Here is a 16,268-nt window from a genome sequence, read left to right on the forward strand (position 1 = left end):
GGGCTGCGCCAGATCAAGCCCGGCGGGCGGCCCACGCCGCAGCCATCCCACCCTGGCGAGACCCCGGCCCCGGCACGCGCTTGCGCGCGCCCTCCGCGGCCCGCCCCACCGCTCTAGCGCATGTCCCTTCTTCACCAGGCCCGCTTCTTCATCACCGTGAACCACCTGCGCGACCTGCCCGCCACGGCCGTGCCCGAGGTCGCGTTCGCCGGCCGCTCCAACGCCGGCAAGTCCACGGCGATCAACATCCTGTGCAACCAGAAGCGGCTGGCGTTCTCGTCGCGCACCCCCGGGCGCACCCAGCACATCAACTATTTCTCGGTGGCACCGGTCAAGGCGCCCGACCCGCTCGCGTTCCTGGTCGACCTGCCCGGCTACGGCTATGCCGAGGTCTCGGGCTCGGCCAAGTACCACTGGCAGGGCCTGCTGAGCGATTACGTGCAGACCCGCCAGCAGCTCGCCGGCCTGATCCTGATGATGGATGCGCGCCGGCCCTTCACGGATCTCGATTGCCAGATGGTCGAGTGGTTCCTGCCCACCGGTCGGCCGATCCACGTGCTGCTGACCAAGGCCGACAAGCTCACCAACAGCGACAACGCCAAGGCCCTGCGCGAGACCCGCAAGATGCTGCAAGGCTATGCCGAGCAGCTGGAAACGCCGGTGCCGATGACGGCGCAGCTGTTCTCCAGCCTGAAGCGCCGCGGCATCGAAGAAGCCCAGGGCGTGATCGCCGGCTGGCTGAACCTGCCCGAAGCGCAGAAGCAACGCGAGGCCGCCGCCGCGAACGGCGCGCCCCCCGCCGCGCCCCCCGCGTCCGATCCGGCCGCGTGACCCCGGCAGCGAGCGCGCAAAAAAAAGCCCCGTCGCAAGCAACGGGGACAAACTTTCCCGCCGGTGGGGCGGGTACCCGCTCAGGGAGGAGTAGCGGGGAACACCGCGCCACGCAGCGCGCAACGCAAAGTGTCCGCGAGTATGATGGCGGGCACGCACAAAAGTTTAGTTTTTCTTCGGCCAGCCGCACGACGCTGCGCGCGCCGCGCTTGCCGGCCCTGCATTCCGTCCTCTTCCGCCAAGAAGCCGCCATGTCCACCTTCCCCGACTTCCGCCCGCGCCGCATGCGCCGCGATGATTTCTCCCGCCGCATGATGCGCGAGCATCGCCTGTCCCCGGACAACCTGATCTACCCGGTCTTCATCCTCGACGGCCACAACCAGCGCCAGGCCGTAGCCTCGATGCCGGGCGTGGAGCGCGTCTCGGTCGACCTGCTGATGCCGGTGGCTGAAGACTGCGTCAAGCTCGGCATCCCGGTGCTGGCGCTGTTCCCGGTGATCGACCCGTCGCTGAAGACGCCCGACGGCATCGAGGCCACCAACCCGGACGGACTGGTGCCGCGCGCCGTGCGCGCGCTCAAGGACCGCTTCCCCGAACTGGGCGTGCTGTGCGACGTGGCGCTCGACCCGTACACCAGCCATGGCCAGGACGGCGTGCTCGACGACAACGGCTACGTGATCAACGATGCGACGGTGGAGATCCTGGTGCGCCAGGCGCTGGCGCAGGCCGAGGCGGGGGTCGATATCGTCGCCCCGTCCGACATGATGGACGGCCGCATCGGCGCGGTGCGCACCGCGCTGGAGGACAACGGCCATATCCATACCCGCATCATGGCGTACTCGGCCAAGTACGCGTCGGCGTTCTACGGCCCGTTCCGCGACGCGGTGGGCTCGGCCGCGAACCTGGGCAAGGGCAACAAGATGACCTACCAGATGGATCCGGCCAATACCGACGAGGCCCTGCGCGAAGTGGCGCAGGACATCCTGGAAGGCGCCGACATGGTGATGGTCAAGCCCGGCATGCCGTACCTGGACATCGTGCGCCGCGTCAAGGACGAGTTCCGCTTCCCCACCTACGTGTACCAGGTCAGCGGCGAGTACGCGATGCTCAAGGCCGCCGCGCAGAACGGCTGGCTGGACCACGACAAGGTCATGATGGAATCGCTGCTGGCGTTCCGCCGCGCCGGCGCTGACGGCATCCTGACCTATTTCGCGCGCGACGCCGCGCGGCTGCTGCAGGCCTGACGGCCGACCGAGCGCGCATGGAGTTGCTAGGGTTTTCAGCGAGCCAGGTACACCCGCTCGCCTCGCTCACCGACGCGGGCAGCTTTCTGTCGGGCAATGCCGCGTCGCTGTTCGTGTGGGCGGATTTTTCCACCGAAGAAGTCACCGCGGCGCCCGACACGTGGCGCGAGCAGGTGCGCCAGCTGGCCGGCGCGCCCATCCTCGACCTGCACCTGGCCGACGCCACCAACGCCGCGCATCCGTCGTACTTCGATACGACCCATGCGTACGACATGGTGATCTTCCGCAAGCTCACCTTCGAAACCAGCCGCGCCATCGCCGAAGCCGAGCCGCAGGATGCGCCCGGCGGCGCCAGCACCGCCAAGCCGCCCGCGGCCGAGGCAGCGGCCCGGCAGAAGCGTTATGCGCCCGGCTTCCTGCCGGCACTGGCCAAGATCGATACCCAGCCGGTCACGTTCTTCATGTTCGACACGGTGCTGGTGACGGTGCGCTCGGGGCCGTCGCGCACCATCGACCAGGTGCGCCAGCGTTTGCTCGAGCTGTGCCAGGCCCCGCGTCCACAAGCCGCGCCCGCGCGCGGCAACGGCCAGTCGCTGCTCCACGGCATCCGCCCGCCCAGCCGGCCCGAAGACCTGATGCTGCGGCTGCTCAACGCCATGGTCGACCGCTACCTGGAACTGCGCGCGCCGCTGACGCGCCAGCTCGACCGCTGGCAGCGCGCGCTGCTGAACTCGCGCCGCAGCTTTTCCAGCTGGGAAGGACTGCTCGATGCGCGCATCCAGCTGCGCAAGCTGGAGCACCTGAGCGAGGAGCAGCGCGACGCGCTGCAGGAATTCCGCGACAGCCTGCTCGACAACCGCTACAGCAGCGACCAGCCCGGCGGCGCGGCCAATGCGCCAGGTCGCGACGAGGTGCTGCTGGTGCGCATCAACGACGTCATGGAGCATATCCAGCGGGTGCTGGCGCATGCGCGCCGGCTGGAGGATTCGATCGAATCGGCGGTGCAGATCCACTTCTCGGCGGTGGCGCACCGGACCAATCGCACCATGCGCGCGCTGACGCTGATCACGGCGCTGTTCATGCCGCTGACGCTGATCACCGGCGTGTTCGGCATGAACTTCGAGCGCATGCCCTGGCTGCAGGAGCCGCAGGGCTTCTGGTGGTCGATCGGCCTGATGGGTGCGGTGGCGGTGGTACTGGCGGCGCTGTGGGCGCTGGCGCGGCAACTGGAGCGCTAGCCGCAGGCCCGGGTACGCCCCGGCTGCTTCAGGTACGCGTACGCGTGCCGAACGCGCGCTCCAGGCTTTCCAGGAAGCGGTTGGCCGACTGGTAGCCGATCACGCGCACCGGGCGCTCGCGACCATCCGGGCCGAACAGGATAATGCCGGGGGGGCCGAACAGGCCGAAGCGCTTGAGCAGGGCCTTGTCGTCGGCATTGTTGGCGGTGACGTCCGCCTGCAGCAGCACGATTTCCGACAGCCGCGCGCGCACGCGCGGATCGACGAAGGTCATGCGCTCCATTTCCTTGCAGCTGACGCACCAGTCGGCATAGAAGTCCAGCAGCACCGGCTTGCCCGCGGCGGCAGCCTGCGCCACGCGGGCGTCGAGTTCGGCCACGCTGCGCACGCGCTCGAAACGCACCGCCTGCGCACCACCGGCGCTTTCGCCGCCAGTGCGCGCCACGCTCAAATGCGACAGCGGCTGCAGGGGGTCGCGTCCGCCCGAAGCCACGCCGATCAGCACGATTGCGGCGGCGATGGCAAACAGCACGCCCACGCCCTTGCCCACCCGCACCAGGTTGCGCGGATCCGGCCCCAGCCCGTCGAAGGCACCGAGAAACACCGCCGCCACCAGCAGCAGCGCCGCCAGCAGCAGCATCGTGGTCCACGCCGGCAGCACCGGCCCCAGCATCCACAGCGCCACGCCCAGCAGCAGGAAGCCGAAGAAGCGCTTGGTCACCTCCATCCAGCGGCCGGCGCGCGGCAGCAGGTTGCCCGCGCCCACACCGACCAGCACCAGCGGCACGCCCATGCCCAATGCCATCGCGAACAGCGCCGCGCCGCCGATCACGGCATCGCGGCTCTGCGCGATATAGGCCAGCGCACCCGCCAGCGGTGCCGTCACGCACGGCCCGACGATCAGCGCGGAGATTGCCCCCATCGCCGCGGCCCCGGCCACCTGACCGCCCTGGCGGCGGTTGGACGATTCCGTCAGACGGGTCTGCCAGCGCTGCGGCAGCTGCAGTTCGTACAAGCCGAACATCGACAGCGCCAGCGCCACCATCAGCGCCGCGAACGCGCCCAGCACCCAGGGCGTCTGCAGCGCCGCCGACAGCCCTTCGCCGAGCAACCCCGCGGCCACGCCGACCGCGGTGTACACGACTGCCATGCCCAGCACATAGGCCAGCGACACCAGCAGCGCGCGGCCGCGCGTGACATGCTCGCCGACCACGATCGACGACAGGATCGGCACCATCGGCAGCACGCATGGGGTAAAGGTCAGCAGCAGGCCCAGGCCGAAGAACAGTGCTCCGATCAGGCCGAGGTTGCGGCTGGCCAGTGCGCCGGCGATGCGGTCGCTGTCGTCGGCGCGCAGGGTCGCGGCCGAACCCGGTACTGCGGGAACCGCGGGCGCCGGAACCGGCTCGGCCGCCGGTGCGTCGCTGCGGCCGCGCTTGCCGAACAGGTCGGCCAGCGCGCTGCCGCCCACCTTGTAGACGCTTTCCATCGGCGGATAGCACAGGCCCTTGTCGGCGCAGCCCTGCGAGGTCACCGTCAGCGTCCATTTGCCATCGGCTGGCGCGGCCTCGACCGGCACACGGATGACCACGCTGTCGCGGTAGGTCTCCATCTCCTTGCCGAAGGTCTCGTCGAACTTGACCTTGCCCTGCGGGTAGCCCGGCGCGCCCAGCTTCACCCCGGCCGGCTGCGCGGCGAAGGCGAAGCGCTCGCGGTACATGTAGTAGCCGGGCGCGACGTCAAAGCGCACTTCGATGGTCTTGTCGTCAGCCTGGCTGGCGGCGAAGCGGAAGGCTTGCTCGGGCGGCAGGAAGTCGTCCTCGGTAGCGGCGTGGAGGCTGCCCGCCAGGCACAGCCAGGCCAGCGCCGCCAGCAGCGCTGCGGCAATATGCCGCGCCCACATCTGCCCGGGCGTGCCCGCCCGCCGTGCCAAACCGATGTTCATGAAGCCGATTCCTGTTGGTCATTATCCCGGGGTGCTGCCGTGCCACCCTGCGCCGGCAAGCCGGCGGTCTCTCCGCGCACCCATTCCAGGTAGGGCGCGTAGCCCGCTGACACGGGCCACGCCAGCAGCTCCGGCACGTCATAGGGGTGATGTTGCCGGATCACGGCCTCGAGCGCAGCGTAGCGCGCGCGCGTGGTCTTGATCAGCAGCGGCCATTCCTGCGCCTGCTCGAGCTTGCCCTGCCACCAGTACTCGGATTCGACCGGCGCCAGACGGTTCACGCAGGCAGCGGCGCGCGCCTGCAGCACGGCTCGCGACAAGCGCGCCGCGGTATCCGCATCGGGCGTATTGGTGAGGACGACGAGCACCTCGTCCGGACCGGCACCCTGATCGGTATGGCTTTGCATCGACACTCTCCCTGTGGCCGTTTGCATCCGGGCCGCACAAAACAAAAGAGCCAGGCGGTTGCCTGGCTCGATTGTAAGCGGTGTGCCCGCAACCGTCGCGCGACGGCAGCGGGCAGGAAACGCACTTATTCCGCGGCTTCTTCGGCCGGGGCTTCGGTGATTTCCGGACGATCCACCAGCTCGACCAGCGCCATCGGCGCGTTGTCGCCCTGACGGAAGCCGAACTTCAGGATGCGGGTGTAGCCGCCCGGACGGGTGGCGTAGCGCGGGCCCAGTTCGGTGAACAGCTTGGTGACCATGTCGCGGTCGCGCAGGCGGGCGAAGGCCAGGCGGCGGTTGGCAACGGTGTCCTTCTTGGCCAGCGTGATCAGCGGCTCGACGACCTTGCGCAGTTCCTTGGCCTTGGGCACGGTGGTCTTGATCAGCTCGTGCTGGAACAGCGAGTTGGACATGTTGCGCAGCATCGCGAGACGGTGCGACGAGGTGCGGTTCAGTTTCCGCAGACCATGACGGTGACGCATGATGATTCCTTTCAGTTAAGTGTTTGACCAGCTCTTCTATCGTCCGATGCGGCTGGACGCGGGCCGGTAGTCATACATGCCCCGGCCGGAGCCGGGGCGGTTGCTGCGGTGCGGGACGGATGCCCCGCGCCACGATTACTTCTCCAGACCTGCGGGCGGCCAGTTCTCGAGCTTCATGCCGAGGGTCAGGCCACGCGAGGCGAGGACTTCCTTGATCTCGTTGAGCGACTTGCGACCCAGGTTCGGGGTCTTCAGCAGTTCGTTCTCGGTACGCTGGATCAGGTCGCCGATGTAGTAGATGTTTTCGGCCTTCAGGCAGTTGGCCGAACGCACCGTCAGCTCCAGGTCGTCGACCGGGCGCAGCAGGATCGGGTCGATCTGCGGCGTGCGGCTCGAGGCGGCCTCGGCGGCCGACTCGGTGCCTTCCAGCGCGGCGAACACGGACAGCTGGTCGACCAGGATGCGGGCCGACTGGCGGATCGCTTCCTCGGGCGAGATCACGCCGTCGGTTTCGATGTTCATCACCAGCTTGTCGAGGTCGGTACGCTGCTCGACACGGGCGGATTCCACCGCGTACGACACGCGGCGCACCGGCGAGAACGAGGCGTCCAGCACGATGCGGCCGATGACCTTGCCGGATTCGTCGCCGAACTTGCGCACGTTGCCCGGCACATAGCCGCGGCCCTGCTCGACCTTGATCTGCATGTCCAGCTTGCCGCCGGCCGACAGATGGGCGATCACGTGGTTCGGGTTGATGATCTCGACGTCGTGCGGCAGCTCGATATCGGCGGCCGTGACCACGCCTTCGCCATCCTTGCGCAGCGACACCGTGACTTCGTCGCGGTTGTGCAGCTTGAACACCACGCCCTTCAGGTTGAGCAGCAGGTTGACGACGTCTTCCTGCACGCCGTCGATGGTGGAATACTCGTGGACCACCCCAGCGATCGTGACTTCGGTCGGGGCATAACCGACCATCGACGACAGCAGCACGCGACGCAGGGCGTTACCGAGCGTATGGCCGTAGCCGCGCTCGAACGGCTCCATCACGACTTTGGCGTGATGGTCGCCCAGAGGCTCGACGGCGATGATTTTTGGCTTGAGGAGTGCTGTTTGCATTAGGTTGTCCTTTTCAATACCCTCGGCTCGTTACACCGATAAGGCTGACGTTTGGAACCTGGAAATCCCATCGTAACGATGGGCGAAGCCCGACGCGCGCGAAGCGCGTCGGGCTGAAGGAGAAGCTTTGCGACGAACGCAAGCTCTGGGCCGGATGCTCGCGGATTAACGCGAGTACAGTTCGACGATCAGGCTTTCGTTGATGTCGCCCGAGATATCGGCGCGATCCGGGACTTGCTTGAAGGTGCCTTCGAACTTCTTGGCATCCACCGCGACCCAGGTCGGGAAGCCCGACTGCTCGGCCAGCGACAGCGCTTCGGCGATACGGACCTGCTTCTTCGACTGCTCGCGGATGGTGATGACGTCGCCCGACTTGATCTGGGCCGACGGCACGTTCAGGGTCTGGCCGTTCACCAGGATCGCCTTGTGCGACACCAGCTGGCGCGCTTCGGCGCGGGTCGAGCCGAAGCCCATGCGGTACACCACGTTGTCCAGGCGCGATTCCAGCAGTTGCAGCAGGTTTTCGCCGGTGTTGCCCTTGCGGCGGTCGGCTTCGGCGAAGTAGCGGCGGAACTGGCGCTCGAGCACGCCGTAGATGCGCTTGACCTTCTGCTTTTCGCGCAGCTGGTTGCCGTAGTCCGAGGTGCGGGCACCCGAGGTGCGGCCATGCTGGCCCGGCTTGCTGTCCAGCTTGCACTTGTCGGCCAGCGAGCGGCGCGAGCTCTTCAGGAACAGGTCGGTGCCTTCACGGCGGGAAAGTTTGGCCTTCGGGCCGGTATAACGTGCCACGTTGTCTTCCTTTGATCGATCACGGCGCCTTCAGGACGCGCCGTGAGTCCGCCAACGCAGTGCTGCCGCGGTGCCTCGGGGCACGCGCCAGACCGTGACGGACGGTGGGCTTATTAAGCGCGCTCCGTTGCGGGAGGCGTCGCTGCAAGCATTTACCAGTACTTCACCAATGCGCCGGGACTGCAATGTGCCTTGAAAGACACTGCTCCGGCGCAAAACGAAAACCTGCCGCATTAAAATGCAGCAGGTCAACGCGCGATACTACCATATCCGAAACCGGCAGGTAAACCCGCCGGCTGCGGACACGCCAACGCATCAGATGCGGCGGCGCTTCGGCGGACGGCAGCCGTTGTGCGGAATCGGCGTGACGTCTTCGATGATCGCGATCTTGATGCCCAGCGCGTTCAGCGCGCGGACAGCCGATTCACGGCCCGGGCCGGGGCCCTTGATGCGCACTTCCAGGTTCTTGATGCCCTGGTCTTGCGCCACGCGGCCGGCGTTCTCGGCAGCAACCTGGGCAGCGAACGGGGTCGACTTGCGCGAACCCTTGAAGCCCTGGCCACCGGCGGTCGCCCACGACAGGGCGTTGCCCTGGCGATCGGTGATCGTGATGATGGTGTTGTTGAACGAAGCGTGGACGTGCGCAATGCCGTCGGCAACGTTCTTCTTGACCTTTTTACGCGCGCGAGCGGCGTTATTCGGACCTTTTGCCATTAGTTTCTTCCTCTGCCTTCGGCTTTACTTCTTCAGAGCCACGCCGGCCTTGCGCGGACCCTTGCGGGTACGGGCGTTGGTGCGCGTACGCTGGCCGCGCATCGGCAGGCCCTTGCGGTGACGCATGCCACGATAGCAACCAAGGTCCATCAGACGCTTGATGTTCATCGTGGTTTCACGACGCAGGTCACCCTCGACCGTGACCTTGCCCACTTCGTCACGAAGCTTTTCCAGGTCGGCGTCGGTCAGATCCTTGACCTTCTTGTCAAACGGTACACCGGTGGCCTCGCAAATCTTGCGGGCGCGCGAGCGGCCGATACCGTAAATAGCCGTCAGGCCGATTTCGGTATGCTTGTGGTTCGGGATGTTAACCCCTGCGATACGTGCCATTCGTCAATCCTCTTTCCGATTAGCCTTGGCGTTGCTTGTGGCGGGGATCCGACGAGCAGATCACGCGCACGACACCGTTGCGCTTGATGATTTTGCAGTTGCGGCAAATGCGCTTAACAGAAGCCAGCACTTTCATAATTTTCCTCTTCCTTCAATTCCTGTTCGCTCACTTCGTCCGGAAGACGATTCGTGCGCGCGACAGATCATATGGGGTCAGCTCGACCGTCACCTTGTCACCCGGAAGAATCCGGATGTAGTTCATTCTCATCTTGCCGGAGATATGGCCCAGCACTACATGGCCATTCTCCAGCTTGACTCGGAACGTCGCGTTGGGCAGGTTTTCCAGGACCTCGCCCTGCATCTGGATGACGTCGTCTTTAGCCATACCTAGCCTGTACCGATCCGAAGTCAGCGCAAGGTCAGATTGCCCTTGAAATTCGCCTTCTTCAGCAGCGACTCATACTGCTGCGACATGACATAGGACTGAACCTGGGCCATGAAGTCCATCGTGACGACCACGATGATCAGCAGGGAAGTTCCGCCGAAATAGAACGGAACGTTCCAGCGCAGCACCAGGAATTCCGGCAACAGGCAGACCAGTGTGATGTAGATCGCACCAGCCAGCGTCAGACGCACCAGGATCTTGTCGATATAGCGCGTCGTCTGCTCGCCCGGACGAATGCCCGGAATGAAGGCACCGCTTTTCTTCAGGTTGTCTGCCACTTCACGGCTGTTGTACACCAGGGCCGTGTAGAAGAAGCAGAAAAATACAATCGCAGCAGCGTACAGCAGGATGTAGACCGGCTGGCCCGGCGACAGCGTGGCAGCCAGGTCCTTGATGAACCGGCCGACCGTACCGGTCGAGTCAGACGTAAACCAGCCCGCGATCGTCGCCGGGAACAGGATGATCGACGATGCGAAGATCGGCGGAATCACCCCTGCCATGTTCAGCTTCAGCGGCAGGTGCGACGACTGGCCGCCGTACACCTTGTTGCCGACCTGACGCTTGGCATAGTTCACCAGGATCTTGCGCTGGCCACGCTCGACGAACACCACGGCGAAGGTCACACCGATCACGATCGCCACGATGAAGATCGCCGCGATGATGCTCATGGAACCCGTGCGGACCAGTTCGAACAGTCCGCCGATCGCGTTGGGCAGGCCCGCCGCGATACCGCCGAAGATGATGATCGAGATGCCGTTGCCCAGACCGCGCTCGGTGATCTGCTCACCCAGCCACATCAGGAACATCGTGCCGGTCACCAGCGTGATCACCGCCGTGGCCCGGAACATCAGGCCCGGATCCAGCACCAGCCCGGGCTGCGACTCCAGCGCGACCGCGATCGACAGCGCCTGGAACGTGGCCAGAACCACGGTGCCGTAGCGCGTGTACTGCGTGATCTTGCGCTGCCCTGCCTGCCCTTCCTTCTTCAGCGACTCCAGCTGCGGCAGCACGATCGTCAGCAACTGCATGATGATCGACGCCGAGATGTACGGCATGATGCCGAGCGCGAAGACGGTAAAGCGCGACAGCGCCCCGCCCGAGAACAGGTTGAACATCCCGAGGATGCCACCCGACTGACTCTGGAAAAGCTTCGCAAGCTGCTCCGGATCGATACCGGGCACCGGAATATGAGCGCCGATGCGGTACACGATCAGGGCCAGCACCAGGAACATCAGCCGGCGCTTGAGGTCGCCGTACTTCGCCGTGTTCCTGGCTTGCGCGCTTGCATTGGGTTTCGCCGTGGCCAAACGATGCTCCGACTATGACTGCCTATGCTGCGATGAATGCTGCCGTATCAGGCTGCGATCTGGCCGCCGGCGGCTTCGATCGCGGCCTTGGCGCCAGCGGTGGCGCCCAGACCCTTGATCGTCACCTTGCGGGTCAGCTCGCCGGCCTTGATGACCTTGGCGCTCTTGACCAGGTCGCCGACCAGGCCAGCCTGCTTCAGGACCAGCAGGTCGACTTCGGCCGCTTCCAGGCGCTCGATGTCACGCAGCGTGACTTCGGCGGTGAACGCCTTGGTCAGCGAGGTGAAGCCGCGCTTCGGCAGGCGACGATACAGCGGCATCTGGCCGCCTTCGAAGCCCACCTTGTGGAAGCCGCCCGAACGCGACTTCTGACCCTTGTGACCGCGACCGGCGGTCTTGCCCAGGCCGGAGCCGATACCGCGGCCGACGCGACGCTTGGCGTGCTTCGAACCGGCAGCCGGTTTCAGGTTGTTCAGTTGCATCTTGCTCTCCAAGTCCCGATCAGGCCAGAACCTTGACCAGGTACGAGACCTTGTTGATCATGCCGCGCACGGCGGGCGTGTCCTGCAGCTCCGACACCGAGTTGATGCGGCGCAGGCCCAGGCCACGAACGGTGGCGCGATGATCCTCGCGCGTGCCGATCAGGCTGCGCACGAGTTGCACTTTTACGGTTTTCTGCGACATTGCGTTCACCTTAACCCAGGATGTCTTCGACCGACTTGCCACGCTTGGCGGCGATTTCGCCCGGCGTGCTCATCTTCTGAAGGCCGTCCAGCGTGGCGCGAACCATGTTGTACGGGTTGGTGGAGCCGTGCGACTTGGTCACCACGTTGGTGACACCCATCACTTCGAAGATCGCGCGCATCGGGCCGCCGGCGATCACGCCGGTACCTTCCTTGGCGGGCATCATCAGCACCTTGGCGGCGCCGTGCTTGCCAACGACTTCGTGTTGCAGCGTGCCGTTCTTCAGCGAGACCTTGACCATCTTGCGACGGGCTTCGTCCATTGCCTTCTGAACGGCGACCGGCACTTCCTTGGCCTTGCCCTTGCCCATGCCGATGCGGCCATCGCCGTCACCGACCACGGTCAGCGCAGCGAAACCGAGAATCCGGCCACCCTTCACCACCTTGGTGACACGGTTGACCGAGATCATCTTCTCGCGGAGGCCGTCGTCGCGTTCGTCCTGTTGGACTTTTGCTTGCATCTTTGCCATGACGTATCTCTCTCTATGCGCTTAGAACTTCAGGCCGGCTTCGCGGGCGGCGTCTGCCAGGGCCTTGACGCGGCCATGGAAACGGAAGCCGGCGCGATCGAAGGCGACGGTTTCCACGCCGGCAGCCTTCGCCTTCTCGGCGATGCGCTTGCCCACGACGGTAGCGGCAGCGGCGGTAGCGCCCTTGCCTTCCAGTTCCTTGCGCACTTCTGCCTCGACGGTCGAAGCCGAAGCCAGCACCTTGGTGCCGCACTCGGAGAAGACCTGGGCGTAAATGTTCGAATTCGTACGGAACACGGTCAGACGATTGACTTTCATCTCCGCGATCTTGGCGCGGGTCTGACGTGCACGGCGCAAACGAGCGTCTTTCTTGTTCATCATTGCACCCCTTACTTCTTCTTGGTTTCCTTCAGGATGACGCGCTCGTCGCTGTAACGCACACCCTTGCCCTTGTAGGGCTCAGGCGGACGGTACGCGCGCACTTCGGCGGCAACCTGACCGACTTTCTGCTTGTCCGCACCCTTGATCAGGATTTCGGTCTGCGTCGGCGTTTCGGCCTTCACGCCTTCCGGCATCTCATGGATCACGTCGTGCGAGAAACCAAGCTGGAGCTTCAGCGCAGTGCCTTGCAGCTGGGCACGATAGCCCACGCCGACGAGGTTCAGCTTGCGCTCGAAACCGGTGGTCACGCCCTTGACCATGTTCGCCGCCAGGGCGCGCATGGTGCCTTGCAGGGCGTTTGCTTCACGCGATTCGTCAGCCGGCGAGAAGGTCAGCGTGTCGTTCTCGACATTGACCTTGACCAGGCTGTGAATCGGCTGGGACAGCGTACCCAGCGGGCCCTTCACGGAGAGCACGCCAGCTGCCACGTTCACTTCCGCGCCCTTGGGGAGCGCGATGGGAGCCTTACCTACACGGGACATGGTTCTCTCCTTAAGCGACGTAGCAGAGAACTTCGCCGCCCACGCCGGTGGCGCGAGCCTTGCGGTCGGTCATCAGACCCTGCGGGGTCGAGATGATCGCCACACCGAGGCCGTTCATCACTTGCGGAATGTCGCTGCGGCCCTTGTACACGCGCAGGCCGGGCTTCGAGACGCGCTCGATGCGCTCGATCACCGGACGGCCGGCGTAGTACTTGAGACCGATGCTCAGTTGTGCCTTGCCGCCATCTTCCTGGACGGCGTAGTCGTCGATATAGCCTTCGTCCTTCAGGACCTTGGCGATTGCCACTTTCAGCTTCGACGACGGCATGACAACCGACGCTTTCTGCACGCCCTGGGCGTTGCGGATGCGCGTCAGCATATCGGCGATAGGATCGCTCATGCTCATACTGTTTCTCCTGTAGCCTGTGCGTAATTACCAGCTGGCTTTCGTCAGACCCGGGATTTCGCCCTTGAAGGCGATTTCGCGGATCTTGTTACGCGCCAGGCCAAACTTGCGGAAGGTACCGCGGGGACGACCGGTGATCGCGCAGCGGTTGCGCTGGCGGGTCGGGTTCGCGTTGCGCGGGAGCTGTTGCAGCTCGAGACGCGCGCTGTAACGCTCTTCTTCCGACTTTTCTTGGTCGTCGATAATGGCCTTGAGGTTGGCGCGCTTGGCGGCATACTTCGCCACCAGCTTGGCGCGCTTCTTCTCACGTTCAATCAGAGCCAGTTTAGCCACGGTTACCCCTTAATTGCGGAACGGGAACTTGAACGCACCGAGGAGGGCCTTGGCTTCCTCGTCGTTCTTTGCCGTCGTCGTGATGCTGATGTTCAGACCACGCAGTGCGTCGATCTTGTCGTACTCGATTTCGGGGAAAATGATCTGCTCTTTCACACCGATGTTGTAGTTGCCACGACCGTCGAACGAACGGCCCGACACACCACGGAAGTCACGCACGCGCGGCAGGGCAACGGTGACGAAACGATCGAGGAATTCGAACATGCGCTCGCCACGCAGGGTCACCATCGCACCGATGGGGTAGCCCTGGCGGATCTTGAAGCCGGCGATGGCCTTCTTGGCCTTCGTCACGACCGGCTTCTGACCGGCGATCTTGGTCAGGTCGCCGACGGCGTTTTCAATGATCTTCTTGTCATTGATGGCTTCGCCAAGACCCATGTTCAGGGTGATCTTGGTGATGCGCGGCACTTCCATGACCGACTTGTAGCCGAACTGCTCGATCAGCTTCGGCACAACCTGTTCTTTGTAAAACTCTTGCAGACGTGCTGCCATGCTCAACTCCTATACGTGCCCAGAATCAAGCTGCCACGACGGCGCCGGTGGTCTTCAGCACGCGCACGCGCTTGCCGTCTTCCACCTTGATGCCGACGCGCGACGGCTTGCCATTGGCATCCACGAGCGCAACGTTGGAAATATGCAGCGGCATGACCTTGTCGACCACACCACCGGTAGTGCCCAGCATCGGGTTCGGGCGGGCATGCTTCTTGGCGATGTTCACGCCTTGCACCGCAACCTTGTCGCCGAGGACGGCCTGCACGGTACCGCGCTTGCCCTTGTCCTTGCCGGTCAGCACGATGACTTCGTCGCCTTTGCGAATCTTGTTCATGGCGGCTCCTTACAGCACTTCCGGAGCGAGCGACACGATCTTCATGAAGCGCTCGGTACGGAGTTCACGAGTCACCGGCCCGAAGATACGGGTGCCGATCGGCTCGAGCTTGTTGTTCAGCAGGACGGCGGCGTTGCCGTCGAACTTGATCAGCGAACCGTCAGCGCGGCGCACGCCCTTGGCGGTACGCACGACGACGGCGTTGTAGATGTCGCCCTTCTTGACGCGACCGCGCGGCGCTGCGTCCTTGACGGTCACCTTGATGATGTCGCCAACGCTTGCGTAGCGGCGCTTGGAGCCACCCAGCACCTTGATGCACAGCACTTCGCGCGCACCAGTGTTATCGGCCACTTCGAGCCGGCTTTCTGTCTGAATCATGGTGTTTGTCTTCCCAACTTAATCCGCCAGGTGCGATAGCGCCCGTCGGTCAGTCTTGGTCCCGTCGGTTCCGGCCTTGCGCCAGCACCGTATGGGTTGATCAACTTTGAAGTCGGTAGGAGCCCGGCAATTTCCGACGGAAAAACATCGGAGCCGCCTGGCCCTGGCTCGCTCAACAGCCCCGCCCGGGTGGTACAGCTAAGGCGAACGCAATAAAGCGGAAGTCCAGGATTATAGCTACATAATCCTGGACTTGCAAGTCAAGCTAAGAACGTGTTGTTCTTAGATGACGCGTGCAGCCTCTACCAGCCGGGAAACCACCCAGGACTTGGTCCGCGACAGCGGACGGCCTTCCTGGATTTCGACCTTGTCGCCTTCCTTGTACTGGTTGGCTTCGTCGTGTGCGTGGTACTTCTTGGAACGCAGCACGTACTTGCCGTACAGAGGATGCTTGACGCGGTTTTCCACCAAGACCGTAACGGTCTTGTCCATCTTGTCGCTCACGACACGGCCGACCAGGGTGCGGCGAAGCGACTTTTCCGTTTGTGCAGCTTCAGTCATTTCGCGTTCGCCTTTTCAGTCAGCACGGTTTGCACGCGCGCGATGTCCTTGCGAACCTTCTTCAGCTGGCTGGTGTTCTGCAGCTGTTGGGTTGCCTTTTGCATGCGCAGGCTAAATTGGGCCTTCAGCAGCTCGGAGAGCTCCTGGTTCAGGCCTGCGGCGTCCTTGCCGCGAAGTTCGGATGCTTTCATCCCTGCTCTCCTTACGTCCCGACCTGGCGCACCACGAAATTGGTGGCGATCGGCAGCTTGGCAGCCGCGAGGCGGAACGCCTCACGTGCCAGGTCTTCGCTCACACCATCCATTTCGTACAGCATCTTGCCCGGCTGGATTTCAGCCACGTAGTACTCCGGATTGCCCTTGCCGTTACCCATACGGACTTCGGCAGGCTTCTTCGAGATCGGCTTGTCCGGGAAAATCCGGATCCAGATGCGGCCGCCACGCTTGATGTGGCGGGTCATCGCACGACGTGCCGACTCGATCTGACGAGCCGTCAGGCGGCCACGGCCCATGGCCTTCAGGCCGAATTCGCCGAAAGACACGGCGTTACCACGGGTAGCCTTACCCGTGTTGCGGCCTTTCTGCTCCTTGCGGTATTTTCTGCGCTTAGGTTGCAGCATCG

Annotated in this window: 26 protein-coding genes; 3 read left to right on the forward strand and 23 right to left on the reverse strand. The window is 64.3% G+C overall.

Annotated elements, in window-relative coordinates:
- Positions 1-120: 120 nt before the first annotated feature.
- From yihA to A2G96_RS21110, 3 genes are all read left to right on the forward strand, one after another.
- Positions 121-831: a ribosome biogenesis GTP-binding protein YihA/YsxC gene (gene yihA / locus A2G96_RS21100; protein ID WP_062801959.1), complete on the forward strand. Its 711-nt coding sequence runs from the start codon at positions 121-123 to the stop codon at positions 829-831.
- Positions 832-1,082: 251 nt separating this feature from the next.
- Entirely contained in the window at positions 1,083-2,075 is a 993-nt protein-coding gene (gene hemB / locus A2G96_RS21105; protein WP_062802261.1) for a porphobilinogen synthase, read from the forward strand.
- 17 nt (positions 2,076-2,092) lie between these two features.
- Positions 2,093-3,313, forward strand: coding sequence for a magnesium transporter CorA family protein (locus A2G96_RS21110; protein WP_062801960.1), 1,221 nt, complete (start codon positions 2,093-2,095; stop codon positions 3,311-3,313).
- Between the two features lie 28 nt (positions 3,314-3,341).
- Here A2G96_RS21110 and dsbD read toward each other — a convergent pair whose 3' ends face one another.
- From dsbD to rplP, 23 genes are all read right to left on the reverse strand, one after another.
- Entirely contained in the window at positions 3,342-5,258 is a 1,917-nt protein-coding gene (gene dsbD / locus A2G96_RS21115) for a protein-disulfide reductase DsbD (RefSeq protein ID WP_062801961.1), read from the reverse strand.
- Positions 5,255-5,665: a divalent-cation tolerance protein CutA gene (gene cutA / locus A2G96_RS21120; RefSeq protein ID WP_062801962.1), complete on the reverse strand. Its 411-nt coding sequence runs from the start codon at positions 5,663-5,665 to the stop codon at positions 5,255-5,257. The genes dsbD and cutA overlap by 4 nt, the downstream gene beginning before the upstream one ends.
- A gap of 125 nt (positions 5,666-5,790) precedes the next feature.
- Entirely contained in the window at positions 5,791-6,186 is a 396-nt protein-coding gene (rplQ, locus tag A2G96_RS21125) for a 50S ribosomal protein L17 (protein WP_010812373.1), read from the reverse strand.
- A gap of 135 nt (positions 6,187-6,321) precedes the next feature.
- Entirely contained in the window at positions 6,322-7,302 is a 981-nt protein-coding gene (locus A2G96_RS21130) for a DNA-directed RNA polymerase subunit alpha (RefSeq protein WP_010812374.1), read from the reverse strand.
- Positions 7,303-7,467: 165 nt separating this feature from the next.
- Complete coding sequence (gene rpsD, locus A2G96_RS21135; RefSeq protein ID WP_012354133.1) at positions 7,468-8,091, reverse strand: 30S ribosomal protein S4; 624 nt, start codon at positions 8,089-8,091, stop codon at positions 7,468-7,470.
- Positions 8,092-8,406: 315 nt separating this feature from the next.
- The gene (gene rpsK, locus A2G96_RS21140; RefSeq protein ID WP_010812376.1) at positions 8,407-8,805 is read right to left on the reverse strand and encodes a 30S ribosomal protein S11; all 399 of its coding nucleotides are present in this window, start codon (positions 8,803-8,805) and stop codon (positions 8,407-8,409) included.
- A 24-nt stretch (positions 8,806-8,829) separates the two neighbouring features.
- The gene (gene rpsM / locus A2G96_RS21145; protein WP_008642961.1) at positions 8,830-9,195 is read right to left on the reverse strand and encodes a 30S ribosomal protein S13; all 366 of its coding nucleotides are present in this window, start codon (positions 9,193-9,195) and stop codon (positions 8,830-8,832) included.
- A gap of 19 nt (positions 9,196-9,214) precedes the next feature.
- Complete coding sequence (gene rpmJ / locus A2G96_RS21150; RefSeq protein WP_008642959.1) at positions 9,215-9,331, reverse strand: 50S ribosomal protein L36; 117 nt, start codon at positions 9,329-9,331, stop codon at positions 9,215-9,217.
- 30 nt (positions 9,332-9,361) lie between these two features.
- The gene (gene infA / locus A2G96_RS21155; RefSeq protein ID WP_010812378.1) at positions 9,362-9,580 is read right to left on the reverse strand and encodes a translation initiation factor IF-1; all 219 of its coding nucleotides are present in this window, start codon (positions 9,578-9,580) and stop codon (positions 9,362-9,364) included.
- A 23-nt stretch (positions 9,581-9,603) separates the two neighbouring features.
- Positions 9,604-10,947: a preprotein translocase subunit SecY gene (gene secY, locus A2G96_RS21160; protein ID WP_062801963.1), complete on the reverse strand. Its 1,344-nt coding sequence runs from the start codon at positions 10,945-10,947 to the stop codon at positions 9,604-9,606.
- Positions 10,948-10,994: 47 nt separating this feature from the next.
- Positions 10,995-11,429, reverse strand: coding sequence for a 50S ribosomal protein L15 (gene rplO, locus A2G96_RS21165; RefSeq protein WP_012354135.1), 435 nt, complete (start codon positions 11,427-11,429; stop codon positions 10,995-10,997).
- A gap of 19 nt (positions 11,430-11,448) precedes the next feature.
- Positions 11,449-11,631 (reverse strand): 50S ribosomal protein L30, encoded by a 183-nt coding sequence (rpmD, locus tag A2G96_RS21170; protein ID WP_010812381.1) that lies wholly within the window; start codon positions 11,629-11,631, stop codon positions 11,449-11,451.
- A 10-nt stretch (positions 11,632-11,641) separates the two neighbouring features.
- A complete protein-coding gene (gene rpsE / locus A2G96_RS21175) occupies positions 11,642-12,160 on the reverse strand; it encodes a 30S ribosomal protein S5 (RefSeq protein WP_006160449.1) in 519 nt (172 codons plus the stop codon).
- 21 nt (positions 12,161-12,181) lie between these two features.
- The gene (gene rplR / locus A2G96_RS21180) at positions 12,182-12,538 is read right to left on the reverse strand and encodes a 50S ribosomal protein L18 (protein ID WP_062802262.1); all 357 of its coding nucleotides are present in this window, start codon (positions 12,536-12,538) and stop codon (positions 12,182-12,184) included.
- 11 nt (positions 12,539-12,549) lie between these two features.
- On the reverse strand, positions 12,550-13,083 hold the full coding sequence (gene rplF, locus A2G96_RS21185; RefSeq protein WP_062801964.1) for a 50S ribosomal protein L6: 534 nt from the start codon (positions 13,081-13,083) through the stop codon (positions 12,550-12,552).
- Positions 13,084-13,093: 10 nt separating this feature from the next.
- A complete protein-coding gene (gene rpsH, locus A2G96_RS21190) occupies positions 13,094-13,489 on the reverse strand; it encodes a 30S ribosomal protein S8 (RefSeq protein WP_010812384.1) in 396 nt (131 codons plus the stop codon).
- Positions 13,490-13,516: 27 nt separating this feature from the next.
- The gene (rpsN, locus tag A2G96_RS21195) at positions 13,517-13,822 is read right to left on the reverse strand and encodes a 30S ribosomal protein S14 (protein WP_010812385.1); all 306 of its coding nucleotides are present in this window, start codon (positions 13,820-13,822) and stop codon (positions 13,517-13,519) included.
- A 9-nt stretch (positions 13,823-13,831) separates the two neighbouring features.
- The gene (gene rplE, locus A2G96_RS21200; RefSeq protein ID WP_010812386.1) at positions 13,832-14,374 is read right to left on the reverse strand and encodes a 50S ribosomal protein L5; all 543 of its coding nucleotides are present in this window, start codon (positions 14,372-14,374) and stop codon (positions 13,832-13,834) included.
- A gap of 25 nt (positions 14,375-14,399) precedes the next feature.
- Positions 14,400-14,708 (reverse strand): 50S ribosomal protein L24, encoded by a 309-nt coding sequence (rplX, locus tag A2G96_RS21205; RefSeq protein WP_010812387.1) that lies wholly within the window; start codon positions 14,706-14,708, stop codon positions 14,400-14,402.
- Between the two features lie 9 nt (positions 14,709-14,717).
- Positions 14,718-15,086 (reverse strand): 50S ribosomal protein L14, encoded by a 369-nt coding sequence (gene rplN / locus A2G96_RS21210; protein ID WP_010812388.1) that lies wholly within the window; start codon positions 15,084-15,086, stop codon positions 14,718-14,720.
- A 282-nt stretch (positions 15,087-15,368) separates the two neighbouring features.
- Entirely contained in the window at positions 15,369-15,647 is a 279-nt protein-coding gene (gene rpsQ, locus A2G96_RS21215; RefSeq protein ID WP_010812389.1) for a 30S ribosomal protein S17, read from the reverse strand.
- The gene (gene rpmC / locus A2G96_RS21220) at positions 15,644-15,838 is read right to left on the reverse strand and encodes a 50S ribosomal protein L29 (RefSeq protein ID WP_008642937.1); all 195 of its coding nucleotides are present in this window, start codon (positions 15,836-15,838) and stop codon (positions 15,644-15,646) included. The genes rpsQ and rpmC overlap by 4 nt, the downstream gene beginning before the upstream one ends.
- An 11-nt stretch (positions 15,839-15,849) precedes the next feature.
- A complete protein-coding gene (gene rplP, locus A2G96_RS21225) occupies positions 15,850-16,266 on the reverse strand; it encodes a 50S ribosomal protein L16 (RefSeq protein WP_010812391.1) in 417 nt (138 codons plus the stop codon).
- Positions 16,267-16,268: the final 2 nt, after the last annotated feature.

Source organism: Cupriavidus nantongensis (assembly GCF_001598055.1).
Taxonomy (GTDB): domain Bacteria; phylum Pseudomonadota; class Gammaproteobacteria; order Burkholderiales; family Burkholderiaceae; genus Cupriavidus; species Cupriavidus nantongensis.